The sequence below is a fragment of the Serratia sp. MMO-28 genome, assembly GCF_037199905.1.
Lineage (GTDB): Bacteria > Pseudomonadota > Gammaproteobacteria > Enterobacterales > Enterobacteriaceae > Chania > Chania oryzae.
The window spans coordinates 90,897-111,381 of record NZ_JBBCVB010000014.1; the positions used below are offsets into that span (position 1 = coordinate 90,897).

Here is a 20,485-nt window from a genome sequence, read left to right on the forward strand (position 1 = left end):
GCGTACATGTCCCCCAGTCACTTAGTTAGCGAAGCTCCTGGGGCTCCATGTTCTTGCCGCCTAGCTGTAACTTGAAAGCTATCGGGGCTAATCCTTGAGCGCCGCTGCCAGCGGTGTAACGCCAAAGCGCTGGGCCAGTGCGGCTAACTGACTGCCTGAAATGGTCTGCTTCTTGCCCCCCATCGACAGCACTTTCACCATGATTTCGGCGGATTTCTCTGCGGTGTCGATCAGGCCAAAAGCGTCATCCAGCGTTGGGCCGGTGCCGAAGATGCCGTGGAACGGCCACAGCACCAGGCTGTGTGCCTGCATCTGCTCGGCGGTTTGAGTACCGATCCCGTCGGTGCCCGGCACCATCCACGGCACAATGCCGATGCCATCTGGGAACACTACCAGGCATTCGGTGCTGCCTTCCCACAACAGGCGGGTAAAGCGGGCGTTGTCCAGTTCCAGCACAAAGCTCAGCGCGATCAGATTGGTCGCGTGGCAGTGCATGATGACGCGATCGCTCCCGCCGCTGACCCGCATACGCACAATGTGCGACTGGAAGTGGGCTGCCAGTTCCGAGGTGGGCAGGCCGCCTTGCGCAAGCCCCCAGTGGATGTGGTAGGCGGTGCCGTTGTGGTTCAGTTGCAGCAGCACCAGATTCTCTTCTGGGGCCAACTGCACGTTGCGGAAGAATTTGCCGGATCCGGTCACCAGGAACCAGCAGTTGGCCAGTTCGCTGGCCGGCTGTGTCAGCTCTACGCAGCGCGGTTGGGTGACGAAATCGCTACGGAAGGGTGCAACGTCCTCCGCCGTCAGCCGCAGGCTGATATTGCCGCCGTTGCGCTCATCCCAGCCTTTGAGCCACATATCGCTGGTGGCTTTGATCATGCCCTGGATAAACCAGGAGGAAATTAGCTGTTGCATTGCTCGGTATCCTTAACGTTGGCTGAGAATCTGTTGTTCGTAGCGGCGTACGTTGTCGAGCCAGCTGGCATCGGCTGGCACATCGTTACGCTGGCAGTAGGTTTCCCACACCGCTTGCCATGGCAGGCATTTCTGCTCTTCCAGCAGCGCCAGGCGCGCGGTGTAATCGCCGCGTTGCTCGATCTGACGTAGCATTTCGGTTGGCTCAAGCAGGGCGCGCAGCAGCGCTTTCTTCATGTTGCGCGTACCTATCACCCAGGCGGCGATGCGGTTGATCGAGGCGTCGAAGAAATCCAGGCCGATATGCACGCGGTTGAACAGCTTGTGGCGCACGATCTCACTGGCGATGGCCTGGGTTTCGTCATCCAACAGCACCACGTGATCGCTGTCCCAGCGCACCGGGCGGCTGACGTGCAGCAACAGACGCGGTACATACAGCATGGCGCTGGAGATTTTGTCGGAGATCACTTCGGTAGGATGAAAGTGCCCAGCGTCCAGGCACAGCGCGGTCTGGCGGCTGGTGGCGTAGCCGAGGTAGAACTCATTGGAGCCGACGGTGTAGCTTTCGGCACCAATGCCGAACAGCTTGCTTTCCACGGCGTCGATATGGTGGGCCGGGTTGAGTTTTTCGGCGATCACCTCATCCAGCGCGCTCAACAGGCGCTGGCGCGGGGCTAAGCGATCGATCGGCGTGTCTTTCATACCGTCTGGGATCCAGATATTCATCACCGAAGGCGTGCCGAGCTGTTCGCCGAAATAGGCAGATACCCGGCGGCTGGCCTGGCAGTGCTCAATCCAGAATTGGCGAATGGCGGGATCGGCGTGCGACAGGGTAAAACCGTCCGCACTCAGCGGGTGCGAGAAGCACGAAGGGTTGAAATCCAGGCCCAGACGCTGTTGTTTTGCCCATTCCACCCAGTTTTTGAAATGGCGTGGTTCAATCTGGTTACGTGCCACCGGTGTCTCAGATTCGAGGTAAATCGCGTGCAGATTCAGGCGTTTTGGGCCGGGGATCAGCGCCAGCGCCTGCTCCAGATCGGTCCGCAGCTCTTTGGCATTACGCGCCTTTCCGGGGTAGTTGCCGGTGGCCTGAATACCGCCGGTCAGCGAGCCTTCCGGGTTTTCAAAACCGGCCACGTCATCGCCCTGCCAGCAGTGCATGGAGACTGGCAGAGTATCCATTGCCTGAATGGCGGCCTCAACGTCAACGCCAACGGCGGCAAAGCGCTGTTTTGCCAGTTCCCAGGCTTGTTCAATAGAGCTTTTCATATACAAAGTTCCTTAGGTCATTGACTCAACGACTGAAATTGCGGCCAGTGGGCGGCAAAGTCGGGATTGTCGCGAGGGGTGAAATGTTGCAGTGGGAAATTTTGCGCTACGATGCGGCGGAATTGGCTGATATCGGTAACGGCGTCCAGCGCCATCAACTGGCAGCCGACGTTGCCCAGCGTAGAAGCTTCGATCGGCCCGGCGCTGATGGCCAGCCCACAGGCATCGGCACACAGCTGATTGAGAAAATGGTTCTGGCTGCCGCCGCCAACGATATGCAAATGGCTCAATGGGCGGCCATGCAGGGTGGCCAGCTCCTGTGCTACCTGGCGGTAAAGCATGGCCAGGCTGTCGAAGATGCAGCGCACCAATTGTGCAGGCGTCTCCGGCACCGGCATATCCTGTTCACGGCAATAGGCCTGAATGGTGTGGCACATGTTGACCGGGTTGATAAAGCGTTCGTCATTGGGGTTAACCAACGAACGGCAGGCAGGCTGTTGCGCGGCCTGGGCGATCAGCGCCGGTAAGTCGCTGATATTCAGCTCCTGCGTAGTGCGCTGCAGCAGCCACAGCCCCATGATGTTTTTCAGCACCCGATAACCGGTGGCACCGCCCTCGTTGGTGATATTGGCCGCCAGCGAGCGGGGGTTAACAATCGGTACCGGGCTTTCAATGCCCATCAGCGACCAGGTGCCGGAACTGAGGTAAGCGGCATCGGCATCCTGCAACGGCGTGGCGAGCACTGCGCTGGCGGTATCGTGGGTGGCGACGGCAATCACCGGCACTTGCTGGCCGCGAGCGCTGGTCCAGTAACCTACGCGGTTACCCGGCGGGGTCGGCTTACCCAGCCAATGTGCAGGCACGCCCGCCCAGGCGAGCAGTTCTGTATCCCATTGGTCACTCTCAATATTCAGTAACTGGGTGGTGCTGGCGTTGGTGTATTCCCAGTTAAGCTGCCCGGTCAGCCGGAAGTGCAGATAGTCTGGGATCAGCAGCAGGTGCGCCACGCGCTTTACCAGCTCAGGCTGCTGTTCGCGCAGTGCACGCAGCTGATACAGCGTGTTGAAGGGCAAAAACTGAATGCCAGTGCGTTGATAGATAGCGCTCCGCCCGAGCGTGCGTTGGGCTGGCGCCATCACGCCCTGGGTGCGGGCATCGCGGTAAGAGACCGCCTCACCAACCCGTTGGCCCTGCGCATCCAGCAGCACAAAATCCACTCCCCAGGTGTCGATACCGATGCTGTCGAGCACGATGCCCTGTTCATCGAACCGATCGAGCGCCTGGCGGATGTGATGCTCCAGCGCATCCAAGTCCCAGCAATGCTGCCCACCCCGCTGTTGTAAACGGTTGGCAAAACGGCTGACTTCGCGGAGCTGGAGGCGTTGCTGTTCCGGTTGATAGCTGGCCAGCATCACCCGCCCGCTAGAGGCGCCCAGATCGATGGCCGCAATGTTGCGTGTAGTCATGAGAGAAAGCCCGTTGTTGCTTGATGACGGGCAGTGTAGAAAGTTGCGGGTAGCGAAGCCTTCTCGCTACTGCCAGTGCCGAGGGCGGGTTGGCAAAATGGCAAAGGTAAAGGCGAAGCAGCTCACAGTTTGCCATTCGGCCTGCTGTGTCGCGGGTTGTGACCTTGTACGCATTTCTCAACATTGCTGCGGCTTTCTTAAAAAACGTGCAGGTTAAGCGTGTTTTTTGGTCAAAACCTTAAGGTTTCCTCTGCGCTGCTTCTCTTACTATCGTTAACCGACGTTGCGCGGTAATCCCGCCGCGCCAAGGAACGGGGGTAAGATGAATCTATTACACAGTAGTGATTTTTTCCCTTCCTGCAGCGCACCCGTGGTGATTGAGCCCCGTGAGCCGCAGCAGGCTTTTCCAGAACATCATCATGATTTTTACGAAATCGTGATTGTTGAGCAGGGGGCCGGTGTTCATGTGTTCAACGGCAATCCTTATACCCTCAACAGTGGTTGTGTCTGCTTTGTGCGCGATCACGATCGCCATCTGTTTGAACAGACCGACGGACTAATCCTGACCAACATCCTGTTCCGTGCCCCAGATGCGTTCCGTTTTTTGTCGGGCGTGGAACAATTTCTGCCCCGCGAGCGCGACGGTATTTATCCCGCACATTGGCGTATTAATCACCAAGTATTGCAGCAGGTTAAACAGCTGATTGCATTACTGATGAAGGCACCGGCAGGTGACCAGCCAGAAGAGATTGCGCTGCATGAAAGCTGGTTTATGCAGCTACTGGTGCAGCTATGGCGTGGGTGCATGGCGCGGCAGAGCGACGATCAGGAAGGGCGCTTACACCAACTGCTGGATTGGTTGCAAAGCCATTATGCCGAACAGATTGAGTGGTCGGAATTGGCGGAACGCTTTGCTATACCGTTGCGCACGCTGCATCGGCAGTTGAAGAACCATACCAATATGACGCCGCAGCGTTATCTGACCCACCTGCGCTTGCTGCAGGCGCGCCATCTGCTGTGCCATAGCGACAGCAGTATTACCGAGATCGCATTTCGCTGTGGCTTTGGTGACAGCAACCATTTCTCCACGCTGTTCAAGCGCGAGTTTACCTGCCCACCCCGTGCGCTGCGGGGGCTACGTTAGCGGCGGGAAATCGCGACTGCATCAATTTTCCCCGATGTACGTTCGGCAATAATACGGAGGGTGAGCAATAGAGAAGGTGTGCAGATGAGGGAAACATTGCTGTTGGAGAGCCGCGACTATCTGCCCTCGGAGCAGATGCCGGTGGCGGTGGCGGAACGTTATCCCCAAGAGGGTTTTGCCACCCATACTCACCAGTTTTGCGAGATCGTCATCGTCTGGCGCGGTAATGGCCTGCATGTGCTGAACGATCGCCCTTATCGCATCACCTGTGGGGATCTTTTTTATCTGCGCGCCAGCGACTGCCATAGCTATGAATCCGTGCACGATCTGGTGCTGGATAACATCATTTACTGCCCTGAACGCCTGCGGCTGAATGCCCAATGGGAAAGCTTGCTGCCGCCGTTTGCTGCGGCAGACGAGCGCTACTGGCGGCTTTCTACCCAGGGCATGGCACAGGCGCGCCCCATCATCACCCAGCTTTCGCAGGAGAGCCGCAAGACCGATTCACTGTCATTGCAATTAACCGAAGTATTGCTGTTACAACTGGCGATTGTGCTGAAACGCCACCGCTATGCGGTGGACAAAGCGCATATGCTGCCGGATGGCGAACAGTTGGATTTGCTGATGGCGGCGCTGCAAAGCGGCATCGACGGGCATTTTGACCTGGGACTATTTTGCCAACAGCACCGTTTAACCGAGCGGGCGCTGAAACTGCTGTTCCGCCAGCAGACCGGCATGACCATCAACCACTATCTGCGGCAGATCCGGCTATGTCAGGCCAAAGGATTATTGCGCCGCAGCGAGTTCCGCATCAGCGATATTGCGGCCCGTTGCGGGTTTGAGGACAGTAACTATTTTTCTGTGGTCTTTGCGCGTGAGGCGGGAATGACCCCACGCGAGTATCGCCAGCGGTTTGTGGTGACGGAAGAGGCCAGCCGTTAAGACGCCATCCCCAAACCCACAATGTTAGCCGCCAGAATGATCACCAGACAACCGATGCACAGAACGGCAACCGGTTTTCTGGTGCCGCATTTCCACTCTTTCAGCAGCAACCCGACAATGCCGCCGCACAGCACGTAGAAGCTCATGTGCAGCATCCAGCTCATGTAATCGTATTGTGCTGGGATCTTGGCATGGCCCCAGGCGTAGAAGAAGAATTGCAGATACCACATCAGGCCTGCCAGCATGGAGAACAGCACGTTGCTGATCAGCAGCCGCTTCGGCAGCGAGAAATCTGCTTTGACCGAGAGATTGTTCAGGGTTGCCAGGCGGATAAAACAGTACCCCAGGTTGATCAGCGCGCCACCGCCCATAATCACCACGTAGCTTGGTAAGGCGACATACAGCGGATCGATCCCCAATGCGCTGGCCGCTTCGTGCATCGGTTTGGCGGCGTCCATGGCAAACGACATTCCTGCCGAGAAAATGCCGCACATCACCGCCAGTGCCAGCCCTTTCTTCAGATTGAACTCTTCGGCGCGGATGCCCATGGCCCGCTCTTTCAGCAAGCCTGCATAGCTGACGATCACCACGCCGATCAGCGCAACAAATACCCCCAACAGTGACAGGCGGCCGCCAGCGGTGCCGAACAGCAATTCAAAGCGGCCCTGCAGCAGCGGGGTCATCAGCGTGCCGATGATCAGCGTGATGCCGATAGCGATACCAATCCCCATCGACATGCCGAGATAGCGCATGGTCAGGCCATAGTTGATGTTACCAATCCCCCACATGGCACCGAACAGGAACACCGGCAGCAGGGTTGTAGCGCTGAAGGAGCCGTAATAGTGCCAGAAATCAGGCAGCAGCACATAGCTGACGCCCCAAGGCAGGATGAGCCATGACACAAAGCCGCCAATCGACCACATGGTTTCCCAGGACCAGTTTTTTACCTGTTTAAAGGGGGCGTAGAAGCAGGCGGCGCTGGCAGCCCCGACTAAGTGCCAGAATATCCCTAGCATGATGGCGTTGTTCATCTTGTTATCCTTCGTTGTTATTGGCGCGGTAAGACCACGGATGAACAGGAAGTCTAAACAGAGGCGGTAAAGGGAACCTTCGGGTGGCTGCCGGATGGGGCAAGAGCATGGCAAAATTCAGCGGGTGTGTATGCCGACGATCACAGATTTAGCGCGATGCCTGTAGGGCAGGCATCGCTTTGAGGGGCTGGGTTTATTCTTTCAGCAGAGCGCCCACGTAACCTAGCTGGCGCCAGGCCTCATAGACCACCACGGAAACCGCGTTTGACAGATTCATGCTACGGCTTTGGGCCTGCATCGGGATGCGGATTTTCTGCTGCGCAGGTAACGCATCAAGGATGCTGGCGGGCAGGCCACGGGTTTCCGGGCCAAACAATAGATAATCTCCTGCCTGATAGCTCACCGCGCTGTGCGCCGGGGTGCCTTTGGTGGTCAGGGCAAACAGCCGCTGTGGGTTTTCACTGGCAAGAAACGCGGGGTAATCGGCATGACGCTTGATGCTGGCAAATTCATGGTAATCCAGCCCGGCGCGGCGCAGGCGCTTGTCATCCCACGGAAAGCCCATCGGCTCGATCAGGTGCAACTGGAAGCCGGTATTGGCACACAGGCGGATAATATTCCCGGTGTTGGGGGGAATTTCGGGTTCAAATAAAACGATATTCAGCATGTAACAGGCCCCTCATGATGAGGGGCGCAGAATAACAAACTCTTGGCGCGCTGGCGATTAGCGCTGATGCAGCGGTAACCACAGCACCAGACGCAATCCCCCTAACGGGCTGTCTTCGGCCTTCACCCAGCCGCGATGCTGGGCGACTGCGGCTTCGACGATCGCCAGCCCCAGGCCAGTGCCACCGGATTCACGATCGCGGGCTTCATCGGTGCGGTAGAACGGGCGGAATATCTGTTCGCGATCTTCTGCACTGACGCCGGGGCCGTCGTCATCGACCACGATGGTGACTCCCTGATTATCGGCGCTGAATGCCACCGTGATGCGCGTATGGGAGTAACGCAGGGCATTGCGCACAATGTTTTCCAGCGCGCTGTCCAGTGCCCCTGCGTTGCCGTAAATCGTCCAGGGGCCTGGAGGGGCGGTGACCTCCAACTGTTTACCCATCTGCTCGGCTTCGAAGCGGGCATTGTCCAGCACTTCGGCCCACAGTTCGTTCGTTTTCAGCAGTTCACGCACCAGTTCGCTCTTTTGCTGCCCGCGTGACAGCAGCAGCAGATCGTTGATCATCGAGTCCAACCGTTGGGCTTCGGTTTCGATGCGCGCCAGTTCGTGCCCTTCGCCGTGGCGGCGGCGCATCAAGGCCGTTGCCAATTGCAGACGCGTTAACGGGGTGCGCAGCTCATGGGAGATGTCGGAAATCAGCCGTTGCTGCGCCGTCATCATTCTTTCGAGGGCGCTTACCATCTGGTTGAAACTGGCACCGGTGGCGAGAAACTCCTGCGGCCCGGACTCTAATTCTGGGTGCTGTTTCAGGTTGCCGCGGGCGACATCGTCGGCGGCATTTTTCAGCTTACGTGCCGGTTTCGCCAGGCTCCACGCCAGCCACAACAGCAGCGGGGCGCTGATCAGCATGGTGACGATCAGCAGTAGCAGCGGGCGATCGAACATCAGGTTGATAAAATCGGATTGTGGGCTGTTCGCCGGGCGGATCAGGTAGAGCTGGTAGTTGTCTTCACCATCGCGTACCGAGAACGGGCCGACCAGCTCAACGCGGCCATACTTTTTCTTTTTCGGGAAATCTGCGTTATCCGACTGGCCGATAAAGTTGCGCACAATCTGCATTTCGTTGCGCTGGGCACCAATCACCCGCCCTTCGCTGGTGACCAGAATCAGGCGCTGGCCTGGAGGGGCCCACTTATCGATAGCGCGAAACAGGCGGCGCCACCACATCAGATCGTTGGCCGGATCGTTTTGCAGTTCGGCCTCGACGTGTTGTTCCAGCATCAGCCCCTGCCGCTGCTCGCTGTCCAGCAGCGAGGTGATCTGGCGGGAGTCAAGCTTAGGCACCATCAGCACCAACATCAGCACCAGGGCTAATGTGAACCAGAAAATGGCGAAAATGCGTGCCGTCAAACTGTTGATCATGCTGCTGATACCATCAGATAGCCCCGTCCACGCAGGGTTTTGAACCACGGGTGGCCGTCTTTGCGATCCGGCAGCTTACGCCGCAGGTTGGAAATATGCATATCAATGGCGCGATCAAACGGCGTCAGGCGCTTGCCCAACACTTCCTGGCTCAGTAATTCACGTGAAACAACCTGGCCGAGATGCTGCGCCAGCAGGTAGAGCAGGGTAAATTCGGTGCCGGTGAGATCGAGAGCTTGCCCATCAAAAGTGGCTTCCTGGCGGCCAGGATTAAGCTGCAGGCCGTCCACATCCAAAGTCGGGGCGCTGGTATCCACATTCTGCTGCTGCTCGCTCCAGTTGGAGCGGCGCAAAATAGCGCGGATGCGTGCCACCAGTTCACGATCGTTAAAAGGCTTTGCCAGATAATCGTCGGCACCCAGTTCCAGGCCAAGTACCCGGTCCAGTTCACTGCCGCGGGCGGTCAGCATGATCACCGGGGTTTGGTGATGTTGGCGCAGTTCTTTCAAGGTATCGATACCGTTTTTCTTCGGCATCATGATATCGAGCAACAGCAGATCGATGGAGCTGTCCAGCAACGACAACGCCTGTTCACCGTCGTGGGCCACAACGATGTTAAAGCCTTCCATTTCAAGCAGTTCTTTCAGTAGCGAGGTTAACTCGCGGTCATCGTCAACTAACAGAATTTTGTTCATTATGATTTACCTCCTGACGCAAAATACGTCATCAACTGTTGACATTCCATGACTTTACGTAGTTTTACATGCACTGACGCATGTTTGCAGGTGCAGCAGTAGACTGTTCCTCGTTGATTCGCAAAGAGAGAATGGCTGAGGAGTTCAAATGCGTAAGTTGACCACGGTAGTGATGGCATCAATGCTGGCGATAGGTTCTTCCGCTGCCTTTGCTGCCGATACTACACCGGAAACTGCTCAGTCTCCTGCTAATGATGCGATGATGAGAACACCCGGGCAATACCATATGTTTGAAGGTGTCAGCCTGACCGAACAGCAGCGCCAGCAAATGCGCGATTTAATGCGCCAGGCGCGTGACGATCTGCCTGGTGTTACGTTAACGGAAATCGAAGCCATGCACCGGCTGGTGATTGCCGACAAATTTGATGAAGCCGCCGTGCAAGCTCAGGCGGAAAAGATGGCTCAGGAACAGGTTAAGCGCCAGGTCGAAATGGCCCGCATCCGCAACCAGATGTATAACCTGCTGACGCCAGAACAAAAAAGTGTTTTAGATCAGAAGCATCAGCAGCGCATGCAGCAGATGGAGCAACAAATTTCTGGTTTGCAACAAACTTCTGCCCAGAAGTTGAGTACGACAAAGTAGTCCCCTGTTTTTTCCTTGCCATAGACACCATCCCTGTCTTCCCCGCCTTTACGGCGGGGCTTTTTTTATCAGGTACTTATAAAAAATACCTTATAAATCAATATACTCTATAGCCGCCGTAAGCGGCAGTCCGCATTATCGGTGTAGTCAACATGTGGTCAATGTAGTCATACCGATAACCCCCCCACCAAGCGGGTTTAGATTATCTGGGGCGGTGGTGAACTTTGGGCCGGGCCATGTCTTCCGTTTAGACGGCGATCGGCTGTTGCCGATCGGGTAGCACGTGTTTAATAAACCGCCATTTTGAGGCGGTTTACAGATGTTATTTTTATAAAAATTACGCTATTGCGCGATTATTCCATGAATCCTTATAGATGATGTTCCCATCACAATATTTCCATGTAATAGTTTCATAACGTAATTGAATGGTTTCAAGGTGTGTTCCTGTCTGACCACTTGGATGTAAATTCGGTGCTATTGACGTTACTTTAACATTTTCTAAGATGATATTAAAATATTCAGTTTCAAGACCTGAATCTAAAACACGATACATTTTTATTGTTGCAGACTTCAAAGTGTGTCCTTCACTTAATGATCGATATAAAATAGGTGTTGTTTTATCGAACTCTTTTTGCATAGAAAACGGTGCGTGAACTCTTGTACCTGTAAGTTTTCCTGTATTAGTATCGGTAGGAATAAACATATGATGGCTAACCGTTCTTAATTCAATAGCTCCAACTCTGCCAGACACTAATGAACCTCCGACGATAGGTGAGCCATTTGCATCAACTAACCAAAGATAAGCAGGATTTGATATATTATTTCCTTATAGGTTGAATTAAGTTATTTGCGATTTTGCTTTGAGTTAAACTTATCAAAAAACTTAGCAAGAATATAGATGCATATCCACATGGCTAAAATAGAAATAATTCTTTTTACCCAAGAGTCAAAGTAGAAAATAAAAAATAATGACAGCCATACAGCAGCACCTCCAACAAGTCCCCCAAGAATAGTAATGCTATTGTCTATTATTTTTCTTCTAATCCATGAGGTTTTATTTTCCATGATGGCTATTTACCTTATCTTCAACTAACTCTAATATTTTGTTAAATGTAGGTGTCCCTTGCTTTCGTTTTACAGACAAAGCATCAACAAAAGGTTTGAGGGCGGGTTCAAATAAAAAATAAAGTAGGTCGTAATCCTTGCTTCGCAATAGCTGATAAACTTCTGGTTCATCTAAACTCAACTGTTCCGAAGTTCTTATACAGCGTTCCATCATTCCACCTATCAGTAAAATATTACCAATAGCTCCGCCTCGTATACTTACCCAAAAACTCGCCTGCCCTGCAATAGCTGCCGCTATTCTAGACGAAATTATAGAGTTAGTAGCCGCTCGGCCAACGACGGATGAAACACTACTAGAATATATTTTATTTTGTTCTCTTTCTGAAATATGTTTATTAAATTGTTTAAACACAGTCTGTATCGCATCAAGAATGCGGTCATAGTTAAGAATGCCGTTATCTATAGCCCTCACTATTCTTATTCTTTCAGTTTCATGTGAGTAGCGTGATCCCGTATCCAAATATCCATATGCTAGATAACCGAGATCTGTGGGAACTGAAATTATTTCGTGTATTAACCCTAGCGCGGTATCGGGGGGTATAATAACGTCTGCAATACGTGACGCTATTTCATTAATGTCACTCATATCAATTCCTTTTCCATATATCCAGAGCAGATAAAAATAAATTATCATTAATGTTAATTTAAGTCTAGATCAGTCCTGACAACCCATAAACGGATGAAGCTAATAGAGGTTAATCCGTTTATGGGTTGGCCTGCGGCAGCAAAAGAAAGCCTTTACGGCGGGGCTTTTTTTACCCGACATTCCGTTATACTAACGCCATGAGTTTTCGTCGGGGTTTTTTATGGAACAGCAATATGCGCGTCTGGTGAAATCCGCTGCTTTAGCCGCCACCGCGATGGCTTCTGTCTTGCTGCTGATCAAAATCGTTGCCTGGTATCTAACCGGGTCGGTGAGCCTGCTGGCGGCGCTGGTGGATTCTCTGGTCGATATCGCAGCGTCGTTAACCAACCTGTTGGTGGTGCGTTACTCACTGCAACCCGCCGACGAGGAGCATACCTTTGGTCACGGTAAGGCCGAGTCATTAGCGGCGCTGGCGCAGAGCATGTTTATTTCCGGTTCTGCGCTGTTCCTGTTCCTGACCGGTTTTCAGCATCTTTATTCACCACAACCGCTCAACGCTCCCGGTGTTGGTGTGGCCGTAACGCTGATTGCGCTGGTGAGCACCCTGATCCTGGTCACCTATCAGCGCTGGGTAGTAAGAAAAACGCGCAGCCAGGCGGTACGAGCAGATATGCTGCATTATCAGTCAGATGTCCTGATGAACGGTGCTATCCTTGTGGCGCTCGGGCTAAGCTGGTACGGGTTTCACCGTGCGGATGCGCTGTTTGCGTTGGGGATTGGGGTCTATATCCTCTATAGCGCGTTGCGTATGGGGTATGAAGCGGTACAATCCCTGCTGGATCGGGCCTTGCCGGATGAAGAGCGCAAGGCGATTATCGACGTGGTATCCTCTTGGCCAGGGGTGAGAGGGGCGCACGACTTGCGCACCCGGCAGTCCGGGCCGACACGTTTTATCCAGTTACACTTGGAAATGGAAGATTCGCTGCCGTTAGTGCAGGCTCACATTCTGGCCGAGCAGGTTGAGCAGGCGCTATTGCACCGTTTCCCAGGAGCAGATGTGATTATTCACCAGGATCCCTGCTCTGTGGTGCCGGTAGGCCGGCAGGGCCATTGGGAACTATAATTAGTTGAATTGGGTCAATAAGGGGGCGATTGCGGGAAGATCGCGTTAGCTCGGTGTGCTATACGCCGCTTTTCCTTGACAATGCGTGACCTGAATCAATTCAGCTAACTCTTTTTGTTATAATATCCAGCAATAAAAGCCGGAAAGCTGGTTTTCCCCGGTTGGGAAGAGCCCTGGGCAATCGGCGAATACAGAATTCTTTACAAGTTCAGAGGTAGTCATGATCAAGAAAATCGGTGTACTGACGAGTGGCGGTGACGCGCCAGGTATGAACGCTGCCATCCGTGGCGTTGTGCGTGCTGCACTCACAGAAGGTCTGGAAGTTTTTGGTATTCACGATGGCTACCTTGGTTTGTACGAAGATCGCATGGAGAAATTGGACCGCTACAGCGTGTCTGACATGATCAACCGCGGCGGCACCTTCTTGGGTTCTGCGCGTTTCCCTGAATTCAGAGATGAAAACGTACGCGCCAAGGCGATTGAAAACCTGAAGAAACATGGCATTGATGCGCTGGTGGTTATTGGTGGTGACGGTTCCTACATGGGGGCGAAACGCCTGACCGAAGAAGGTTTCCCTTGCATTGGTCTACCGGGCACCATTGATAACGATGTGGCGGGAACAGACTACACCATCGGTTACTTCACCGCGTTGGAAACCGTGGTTGAAGCGATTGACCGCCTGCGCGACACTTCTTCATCGCACCAGCGTATCTCCATTGTTGAAGTGATGGGGCGCTACTGTGGCGAATTGACGTTGTCTGCCGCGATTGCCGGGGGCTGTGAATTTATCGTGCTGCCGGAAATTGAATTCAGCCGTGACGATCTGGTTGAAGAGATCAAAGCCGGTATTGCCAAAGGTAAAAAACATGCCATCGTGGCGATCACTGAACACGTCTGTGACGTTGATGAGCTGGCGCGTTATATCGAGCAGGAAACGGGCCGTGAAACTCGCGCCACCGTGTTGGGGCACATCCAGCGTGGCGGTTCACCGGTAGCTTATGACCGTATTCTGGCTTCCCGTATGGGCGCATACTCCATTGAACTGCTGCTGCAGGGCTATGGTGGCCGCTGTGTGGGTATTCAGAACGAGAAGCTGGTGCACCATGACATTATTGATGCTATCGAAAACATGAAGCGTACGTTCCACCTCGACTGGCTGGAAACGGCGAAAAAGCTGTACTGATAAGTATCTGTTGATTGCCAATAAGCCTCCCTCACAGGAGGCTTTTTTATGCGCTGCCTTTCATATTCCAGAATGGTCTAGCCAAAAATTTTTTATTCTTTAATGGTTAAGGAAATTTCTGGCAGGCTCTCAGTTAATGCTAAATCAACCTGCTGAGGTTGCGGTCATTTTTCTGGGGGAGTGTGCAATGCGTAAATGGGGTGTAGGTGTGGCTTTACTGCTGTTGGCATCCGGTGCCATAGCGAAAGATATTCAATTGCTGAATGTTTCATACGATCCAACCCGCGAGTTCTATCAGGAATATAACACGGCCTTCGGTAAATACTGGCAACAGCAGACCGGTGATAAGGTGACGGTACGCCAGTCGCACGGCGGCTCCGGTAAGCAGGCCACCTCGGTGATTAACGGTATTGAGGCGGATGTGGTTACGCTGGCACTGGCTTATGATGTAGATGCTATCGCCGAGCGTGGTCGTATTGAGAAAGACTGGATCAAACGTCTGCCAGACAACTCGGCCCCCTACACTTCCACCATCGTGTTCCTGGTACGCAAAGGTAACCCGAAGCAGATCCACGATTGGCCCGATCTGGTGAAGCCAGGCGTGTCGGTCATTACGCCGAATCCTAAAACCTCTGGCGGTGCTCGCTGGAACTATCTGGCAGCCTGGGGCTATGCCTTGCACCACAATAATGGCGATAAAGCCAAGGCGCAGGAGTTCGTTAAAAGCCTGTATAAAAACGTTGAAGTGCTGGATTCCGGTGCGCGCGGTGCCACTAACACCTTTGTTGAACGTGGCATCGGGGATGTGCTGATCGCCTGGGAGAACGAAGCGCTGTTGGCAGAAAAAGAGCTGGGTAAAGACAAATTTGAAATCATTACCCCAAGCGAATCGATCCTGGCTGAACCGACCGTGTCGGTGGTTGATAAAGTGGTCGACAAGCGCGGTACGCGCGATGTGGCTAACGCCTACCTGAAATACCTGTATTCCACCGAAGGCCAGACCATTGCCGCGAAGAATTACTATCGCCCGCGTGATGAGGCTGTCGCCGCCACATTTGCCGAGCAGTTCCCGAAACTGAAGTTGTTCACCGTGGATGATACCTTTGGCGGCTGGACCAACGCCCAGAAGGTCCACTTTGCTACCGGCGGCGTGTTTGATGAGATCAGTAAACGGTAATTCGTTGCAGGTATAAACAACAAACCCCGGCAAGCCGGGGTTTTGCTATTTCAGGCCGGAAAAATCAGGCTTTTTTCGCTGCGGCAGCGGCTTTGACGATCACGGCGAAAGCGTCGGCTTTCAGTGATGCGCCACCCACCAGCGCACCGTCGATATCTGGCTGAGTAAACAGTTCTGCGGCATTTTTGTCGTTTACAGAACCGCCGTATTGGATGATCACTTCAGCGGCTACGGCAGCATCCTGCTTGGCGATATGATCGCGGATAAATTTGTGAACTGCCTGTGCCTGCGCAGGGGTGGCAGACTTGCCGGTACCGATGGCCCAGACTGGCTCATAGGCGATCACGGTGCCTTTGAACGCTTCCGCACCCTGAGTCTTCAGCACGGCATCCAACTGGCGTGCGCAGACTTCTTCCGTTTTACCCGCTTCGTTTTCTGCTTCGGTTTCACCGATGCACAGCACTGGGATCAAGCCTGCTGTTTTCAGCACGGCAAATTTCTCGGCGATCGCAGCATCACTTTCTTTGTGATAAGTCCGGCGCTCTGAGTGGCCGATAATGATGTATTGTGCGCCGATGTCTTTCAGCATGTCGGCAGAGATTTCACCGGTGAAGGCACCAGACAGATTCACATCTACGTTTTGGGCGCCCAGTGCGATGCGGCTGCCAGCCAGTGCGTGTTTGGCCTGATCCAGATACATCACCGGAGGTGCGATAGCAACGCCACAACCGTCAACGCTGCTCAGTTCTTTGCGCAGGCCAGCGATCAGTTCGTTGACCATATTGGTGCTGCCGTTAAGCTTCCAGTTACCCATAACTAATGGATGACGCATGTGTTTTTCTCCAAAAAAAGACGCGAGAGTCGAAATAACCACTGCCGGACCGGCAATTTACCTGCCCAACAGTATAGAGATGAATAAGCGCAAAGGCTTTGCTTTTTGTCATTAATTGCCGGGGTATCAGGGCTCAGATAGTGCTAGCTTAATCGGTTCAACAGCGAAAGTTACCCCTTTATCGCCGTTATCTGCAACCACATAACGTATTGCCCCCACCTGATGCTGATAAAAGTGCAGGCCTTTACCTTTTTCCAGCAGATTGTTCACCTTGATGATGCTTTCTTCCACGGTCAGCGCCGGTTCAAATTGGCGCATCAGCGCGGCCATGTAATTGACCGCGATCGCCCGAGCGGCTTTTTCTTCATTACCCTGCACCGGCAAATGGGTGATTTGCAACGTTTTGATTTTACCGGTGCCTTTTTCCAGCGCGGTAGAGGCATACAGGTTTTCATTAAGCTTACTGGCGGCGCGGGTCAGCAGAGGGGAGTCATCTTCCTGTGAGGCAATAGCGCGGAACTCACCGATCGGCAATCCCGGATTATCGCGGTTATATTTTTCGCGGAATTGCACCACCGTCAAATCAAATGTTGGTGCTCCGGCCAGCAGATAAGGCACGTTTGGTGGGGCACCAGCAACGGCATCCGGCGGATCGGCCCAAGCATTGCCGAGACCGAATAACAGGCAGGCAATAACGATGATTTTTCTCAGCATGATAGGCGGCATCGGTAACAAGGATTACTCCGATTAAAGCGATATACTCGTCATACTTCAAGCTGCATGTGCAACGGCCCGCTTTCTACCAGGCAGAAATCTCAACCTGAGAGGGCCTATGGTACACTGCGCCGCAGAATATATGCCCTGATGACTTGGCGTTACCGCTTCGGGTAATCAGGGGATGGATAAGCCAAGAGAGTATGAATTAATGACCTTACAACAGTGGTGTTTTTCATTTAAGGGCCGCATTGGGCGGCGTGATTTCTTGCTCTGGATCGGTATCTGGCTGGCGCTGATGGCGGCTGCTTTTACGCTGGCTAACTATCAACTGGTCGCGATCCAGTCGATTGCCTTTTTTATTGTGGTTCTGCTGTGGCCAACGGCGGCGGTGTTGGTGAAACGCCTGCACGATCGCAACAAGGCGGGCTGGTGGGCACTGTTGCTGATCCTGGCATGGGTACTGGCGGCGGGGAATTGGCAGATGTTGGCACCGATCTGGCAGTGGGGCGTTGGTCGTTTTATCCCTTCGCTGATTATGGTGATGATGGCGCTCGATCTCGGCGCTTTTGTCGGCACACCGGGGGAGAACCGTTTCGGCCCGGAGCCCGAGCCGGTAAAGTTCCGCTGAATTACCAGTAATGTTCGCTGGTGATATGCCCCGGTTTGCGGCGCAGGTGCTTGCGCATCTGATGGCGCTCTTTCAGCATTTGCTGGGTGTCACGCACCATCTGCGGGTTGCCGCACAACATCACATGGCTGGTTTCGGCATCGAGGGTTAGCCCCACCGCGGCTTCCAGCTGCCCATCTTCGATCAGGCCCGGCACACGCCCGGTTAACGATCCGGCCACTTCTTCACGGCTGACCACGGTTTGAATGCGTAATTTGCCGTGATAGCGCTGCTGCAGTTGCTGCATTAATGGCAGGTAGCTGAGATCGCGGGCAAAGCGTGCCGCATGAACCAGCACCAGGTTGTTGAATCGCTCCAGGCCTTGGGCTTCCTGCAGCATTGACAGATAAGGGCCAATGGCGGTGCCGGTAGCCAGCATCCACAGGGTGTCGCAATCCGGCACTTCTTCCAGCACAAAGAAACCGGCAGCCTCTTTGGTGATTTGCACCTCTGCACCCGGTTGTAACTGCTGGAGCTGCGGGCTGAGTTTCCCTTCGGGCACCGTGACCAGATAGAACTCCAGGTTGGGATCGCTGGGGGCGTTGACATAAGAGTAGGCGCGCTGAATGCGTTCACCGTCGATCTCCAGCGCTAGTTTAGCAAACTGCCCGGCGGTGAAGCTGTCGATCGGGGCATTGACGGTGATGCTGAACAAGCCATCCGTCCAATGTGTGACCTGCGTGACTTTGCCATTAACCCATTCAGCCATACTGTTTAAAGCTCCTGCGTTTGAATCAAATATGCACAATGTCGTGAGCCGGAAATGGCATGGGCCGTGCGCTCTATCTGGTACCCCTGGCCAAGCAGACGATGGAACAGTTGCAACTCCGAGTTGCACAATTTGCTGCACGCATTGGCGGCCACGCCAATCGGGCAATGATTTTCCACCAACAGCTTACCCTGTGGATGATCGAGCAGTTCCGCCATGTAACCGTCGTGCTGACGCAGGCGCACCAGGCGAGAAAGCTTACCGAGAGGGTTTTCTTCCTCTGCCAGCTCTTCCGCATAGCGGCGGAAGAGCTTTTCTTCCCGTGCCAGAATTAGCTGCTCTATACCTTCGGCGCCAAACAGCTCATGGGCCGACTCCAGCAATGTTTTCGCCAGCCGGTCATGGCTATTGGCGAACTGGGCATGGCCCTGCTGGGTGAGCGACCAATAGCGCGTAGGGCGGCCGACTTTAGTGCGCGTTTCCTCGTAACAAACCAACTCACGTTTTTCCAGGGACTGCAGATGCTGACGGATACCCATCGGCGTGATCTCAAGCTGTTCAGCCAACATTTTGGCAGAGTGGGGGCCTAAGGTTTTTAGCTGCAATAAAATCAGTTCTGGTGTTTTCATAAACCCAATCCCTGTGGCAGTCATATTATTTCAAGTTGATGAAAATAATTATCGATTAAATGCTAAAGCCGGATTACTGCACTTATCCTGACATTCTTAACCCTTTTGTATTATACGTACAGTTTAATTTACGAAATTTCAGGTCATTTCTGCCAGTTTTACGAGAATCAGTCTCGGCATAAAATATGCTAAAAATTCAGAGTTATTAGATCATGTGGCGTAAAGATGATGCTTTATGGTTGATCTCTGGCACTTTTTCTGTAAATGGGTGTAATGATGAGTGAACACATTAGCAAAGGTAATAATAGTGGGCGACAGTTTCGCTCTGATGGCGAGGCTGGGTTTGTTGTTGGCCGCTATCTGGCCGTATGGCATATCAAGGGCATACGGCCAGACAGAGAAGAGAGTATGGGCACGGCCTGTGCCCTTGGGCGTTACAGCAGGAATTCGTGCAGCGTAGCGTCTTTGCGATCCAGATAGTGGGTCGAGCGAATGCGACGGATGGTGCGTGACTTCCCGCGAATCAGTAGGGTTTCGGTGGTGGCGATGTTGCCTTTGCGGGTGATGCCTTCCAGCAGATCGCCCTTGGTAATGCCGGTAGCGGAAAATATCACATTATCGTTACGGGCCATGTCATCCAGAATCAGCACCTTACCGGCCTCGATGCCCATCTCTTTACAGCGCGCCAATTCCTGCTCACCGATACGGCAGTTTTCTGCGCTGTCGCCTTTCACCCGGTGGCGCGGCAGCAAGCGGGCCTGCATGTCGCCATCCAGCGCGCGGATCACGGCGGCGGAGATCACGCCTTCCGGCGCGCCGCCGATACCATACATCACATCCACTTCGCTATCCGGCATGCAGGTTAAAATAGAGGCGGCCACGTCACCATCAGGAATAGCGAACACCTTCACGCCAAGCTGCTGCATCTGGGCGATTACCGCGTCGTGGCGGGGTTTTGCCAGTGTGATCACCGTCAGATCTGCCAGCGGTTTGCCAAGGCAGATGGCGATATTTTGCAGGTTTTCTGCCAGCGGCAGGTTGAGATCGATAGCCCCCCGTGCCAGCGGGCCAACCACCAGTTTTTCCATGTACATGTCAGGTGCATGCAGGAAAGCCCCGCGATCGCCCACGGCCAGCACCGCCAGTGCGTTGGATTGGCCCATGGCGGTCATGCGGGTGCCTTCAATTGGATCGACGGCGATATCAACCGCGTCTCCTTGGCCAGTGCCGACCTGCTCACCGATGTACAGCATCGGGGCTTCATCAATCTCACCTTCGCCGATCACGATCCGGCCATCGATATCCACTTTGTTGAGCATAATGCGCATGGCATTGACGGCAGCGCCATCGGCAGCATTTTTGTCGCCGCGCCCCAACCATTTGTAACCCGCCAGAGCGGCGGCCTCGGTAACGCGGGAAAATTCGATGGCTAATTCACGTTTCATGGCAAACCTGTGAGTGATTAAAGGGAAGAAAATATCCGCAAAGTTTACCACAGGGCGGCGGCGGCAGAGCCAGGCAAAAAAAACGCTGCCCGTGG

22 protein-coding genes are annotated in these 20,485 nt (G+C 53.9%); 7 read left to right on the forward strand and 15 right to left on the reverse strand.

The features are described 5' to 3' along the window. Positions 1-87: 87 nt before the first annotated feature. From rhaD to rhaB, 3 genes are read right to left on the reverse strand one after another with little or no spacing between them, the layout of a single operon-like run. Positions 88-912 carry a rhamnulose-1-phosphate aldolase gene (gene rhaD, locus WG891_RS14090; RefSeq protein ID WP_337263237.1) on the reverse strand — a complete coding sequence of 275 codons (825 nt, stop codon included), beginning with the start codon at positions 910-912 and terminating at the stop codon, positions 88-90. 12 nt (positions 913-924) lie between these two features. Next, positions 925-2,181, reverse strand: coding sequence for an L-rhamnose isomerase (locus WG891_RS14095; protein WP_076943978.1), 1,257 nt, complete (start codon positions 2,179-2,181; stop codon positions 925-927). Positions 2,182-2,198: 17 nt separating this feature from the next. Further along, on the reverse strand, positions 2,199-3,647 hold the full coding sequence (rhaB, locus tag WG891_RS14100) for a rhamnulokinase (RefSeq protein WP_337263236.1): 1,449 nt from the start codon (positions 3,645-3,647) through the stop codon (positions 2,199-2,201). Between the two features lie 322 nt (positions 3,648-3,969). On the opposite strand from rhaB, the gene rhaS reads away from it, so the two are divergent. Both rhaS and rhaR read left to right on the forward strand, forming a co-directional pair. Next, positions 3,970-4,791: an HTH-type transcriptional activator RhaS gene (rhaS, locus tag WG891_RS14105; RefSeq protein ID WP_337263235.1), complete on the forward strand. Its 822-nt coding sequence runs from the start codon at positions 3,970-3,972 to the stop codon at positions 4,789-4,791. A gap of 84 nt (positions 4,792-4,875) precedes the next feature. Further along, positions 4,876-5,733, forward strand: a complete 858-nt coding sequence (gene rhaR / locus WG891_RS14110; protein ID WP_337263234.1) for an HTH-type transcriptional activator RhaR — start codon at positions 4,876-4,878, stop codon at positions 5,731-5,733. Here the strand turns inward: rhaR and rhaT are convergent. The 4 genes from rhaT to cpxR all read right to left on the reverse strand — a co-directional run bounded on the left by rhaT (position 5,730) and on the right by cpxR (position 9,554). Beyond that, complete coding sequence (gene rhaT, locus WG891_RS14115) at positions 5,730-6,764, reverse strand: L-rhamnose/proton symporter RhaT (RefSeq protein ID WP_156293223.1); 1,035 nt, start codon at positions 6,762-6,764, stop codon at positions 5,730-5,732. The genes rhaR and rhaT overlap by 4 nt on opposite strands. A 193-nt stretch (positions 6,765-6,957) precedes the next feature. Continuing rightward, positions 6,958-7,431 carry a tRNA (uridine(34)/cytosine(34)/5-carboxymethylaminomethyluridine(34)-2'-O)-methyltransferase TrmL gene (gene trmL / locus WG891_RS14120; RefSeq protein WP_156293222.1) on the reverse strand — a complete coding sequence of 158 codons (474 nt, stop codon included), beginning with the start codon at positions 7,429-7,431 and terminating at the stop codon, positions 6,958-6,960. A 57-nt stretch (positions 7,432-7,488) separates the two neighbouring features. Next, positions 7,489-8,859: an envelope stress sensor histidine kinase CpxA gene (cpxA, locus tag WG891_RS14125; protein WP_337263233.1), complete on the reverse strand. Its 1,371-nt coding sequence runs from the start codon at positions 8,857-8,859 to the stop codon at positions 7,489-7,491. Next, entirely contained in the window at positions 8,856-9,554 is a 699-nt protein-coding gene (cpxR, locus tag WG891_RS14130; protein ID WP_337263232.1) for an envelope stress response regulator transcription factor CpxR, read from the reverse strand. Before cpxR ends, cpxA begins: the two co-directional genes overlap by 4 nt. A 148-nt stretch (positions 9,555-9,702) precedes the next feature. On the opposite strand from cpxR, the gene cpxP reads away from it, so the two are divergent. Beyond that, a complete protein-coding gene (gene cpxP, locus WG891_RS14135) occupies positions 9,703-10,197 on the forward strand; it encodes a cell-envelope stress modulator CpxP (RefSeq protein WP_337263231.1) in 495 nt (164 codons plus the stop codon). A gap of 337 nt (positions 10,198-10,534) precedes the next feature. Here the strand turns inward: cpxP and WG891_RS14140 are convergent, their stop codons facing one another. Genes WG891_RS14140 through WG891_RS14150 form a run of 3 tightly spaced genes read right to left on the reverse strand, consistent with a single transcriptional unit; the run spans position 10,535 to position 11,908 of the window. Beyond that, the gene (locus WG891_RS14140; RefSeq protein ID WP_337263309.1) at positions 10,535-11,014 is read right to left on the reverse strand and encodes an Hcp family type VI secretion system effector; all 480 of its coding nucleotides are present in this window, start codon (positions 11,012-11,014) and stop codon (positions 10,535-10,537) included. A gap of 26 nt (positions 11,015-11,040) precedes the next feature. Beyond that, entirely contained in the window at positions 11,041-11,262 is a 222-nt protein-coding gene (locus tag WG891_RS14145) for a hypothetical protein (RefSeq protein ID WP_337263230.1), read from the reverse strand. After that, positions 11,252-11,908, reverse strand: a complete 657-nt coding sequence (locus WG891_RS14150; protein ID WP_337263229.1) for a hypothetical protein — start codon at positions 11,906-11,908, stop codon at positions 11,252-11,254. Before WG891_RS14150 ends, WG891_RS14145 begins: the two co-directional genes overlap by 11 nt. Positions 11,909-12,128: 220 nt before the next feature. On the opposite strand from WG891_RS14150, the gene fieF reads away from it, so the two are divergent. From fieF to WG891_RS14165, 3 genes are all read left to right on the forward strand, one after another. Further along, positions 12,129-13,031 (forward strand): CDF family cation-efflux transporter FieF, encoded by a 903-nt coding sequence (gene fieF / locus WG891_RS14155; RefSeq protein ID WP_337263228.1) that lies wholly within the window; start codon positions 12,129-12,131, stop codon positions 13,029-13,031. A gap of 220 nt (positions 13,032-13,251) precedes the next feature. Beyond that, positions 13,252-14,214 (forward strand): 6-phosphofructokinase, encoded by a 963-nt coding sequence (gene pfkA, locus WG891_RS14160; protein ID WP_337263227.1) that lies wholly within the window; start codon positions 13,252-13,254, stop codon positions 14,212-14,214. A gap of 187 nt (positions 14,215-14,401) precedes the next feature. Then, positions 14,402-15,391, forward strand: coding sequence for a sulfate ABC transporter substrate-binding protein (locus WG891_RS14165; protein ID WP_337263226.1), 990 nt, complete (start codon positions 14,402-14,404; stop codon positions 15,389-15,391). Positions 15,392-15,455: 64 nt separating this feature from the next. Here WG891_RS14165 and tpiA read toward each other — a convergent pair whose 3' ends face one another. Both tpiA and WG891_RS14175 read right to left on the reverse strand, forming a co-directional pair. Then, entirely contained in the window at positions 15,456-16,223 is a 768-nt protein-coding gene (gene tpiA, locus WG891_RS14170; protein WP_076943990.1) for a triose-phosphate isomerase, read from the reverse strand. A gap of 126 nt (positions 16,224-16,349) precedes the next feature. After that, positions 16,350-16,937, reverse strand: coding sequence for a DUF1454 family protein (locus tag WG891_RS14175; protein WP_337263225.1), 588 nt, complete (start codon positions 16,935-16,937; stop codon positions 16,350-16,352). A 211-nt stretch (positions 16,938-17,148) separates the two neighbouring features. On the opposite strand from WG891_RS14175, the gene WG891_RS14180 reads away from it, so the two are divergent. Beyond that, the gene (locus tag WG891_RS14180; RefSeq protein ID WP_337263308.1) at positions 17,149-17,568 is read left to right on the forward strand and encodes a DUF805 domain-containing protein; all 420 of its coding nucleotides are present in this window, start codon (positions 17,149-17,151) and stop codon (positions 17,566-17,568) included. A gap of 1 nt (position 17,569) precedes the next feature. On the opposite strand, the gene fpr is transcribed toward WG891_RS14180, so the two are convergent. The 3 genes from fpr to glpX form a co-directional block, all read right to left on the reverse strand. Next, positions 17,570-18,316 (reverse strand): ferredoxin--NADP(+) reductase, encoded by a 747-nt coding sequence (gene fpr / locus WG891_RS14185; protein ID WP_337263224.1) that lies wholly within the window; start codon positions 18,314-18,316, stop codon positions 17,570-17,572. Positions 18,317-18,321: 5 nt separating this feature from the next. Continuing rightward, entirely contained in the window at positions 18,322-18,945 is a 624-nt protein-coding gene (locus WG891_RS14190; protein WP_337263223.1) for a helix-turn-helix transcriptional regulator, read from the reverse strand. A gap of 434 nt (positions 18,946-19,379) precedes the next feature. Then, positions 19,380-20,390, reverse strand: a complete 1,011-nt coding sequence (gene glpX / locus WG891_RS14195) for a class II fructose-bisphosphatase (RefSeq protein WP_337263222.1) — start codon at positions 20,388-20,390, stop codon at positions 19,380-19,382. Between the last annotated feature and the right edge of the window lie 95 nt (positions 20,391-20,485).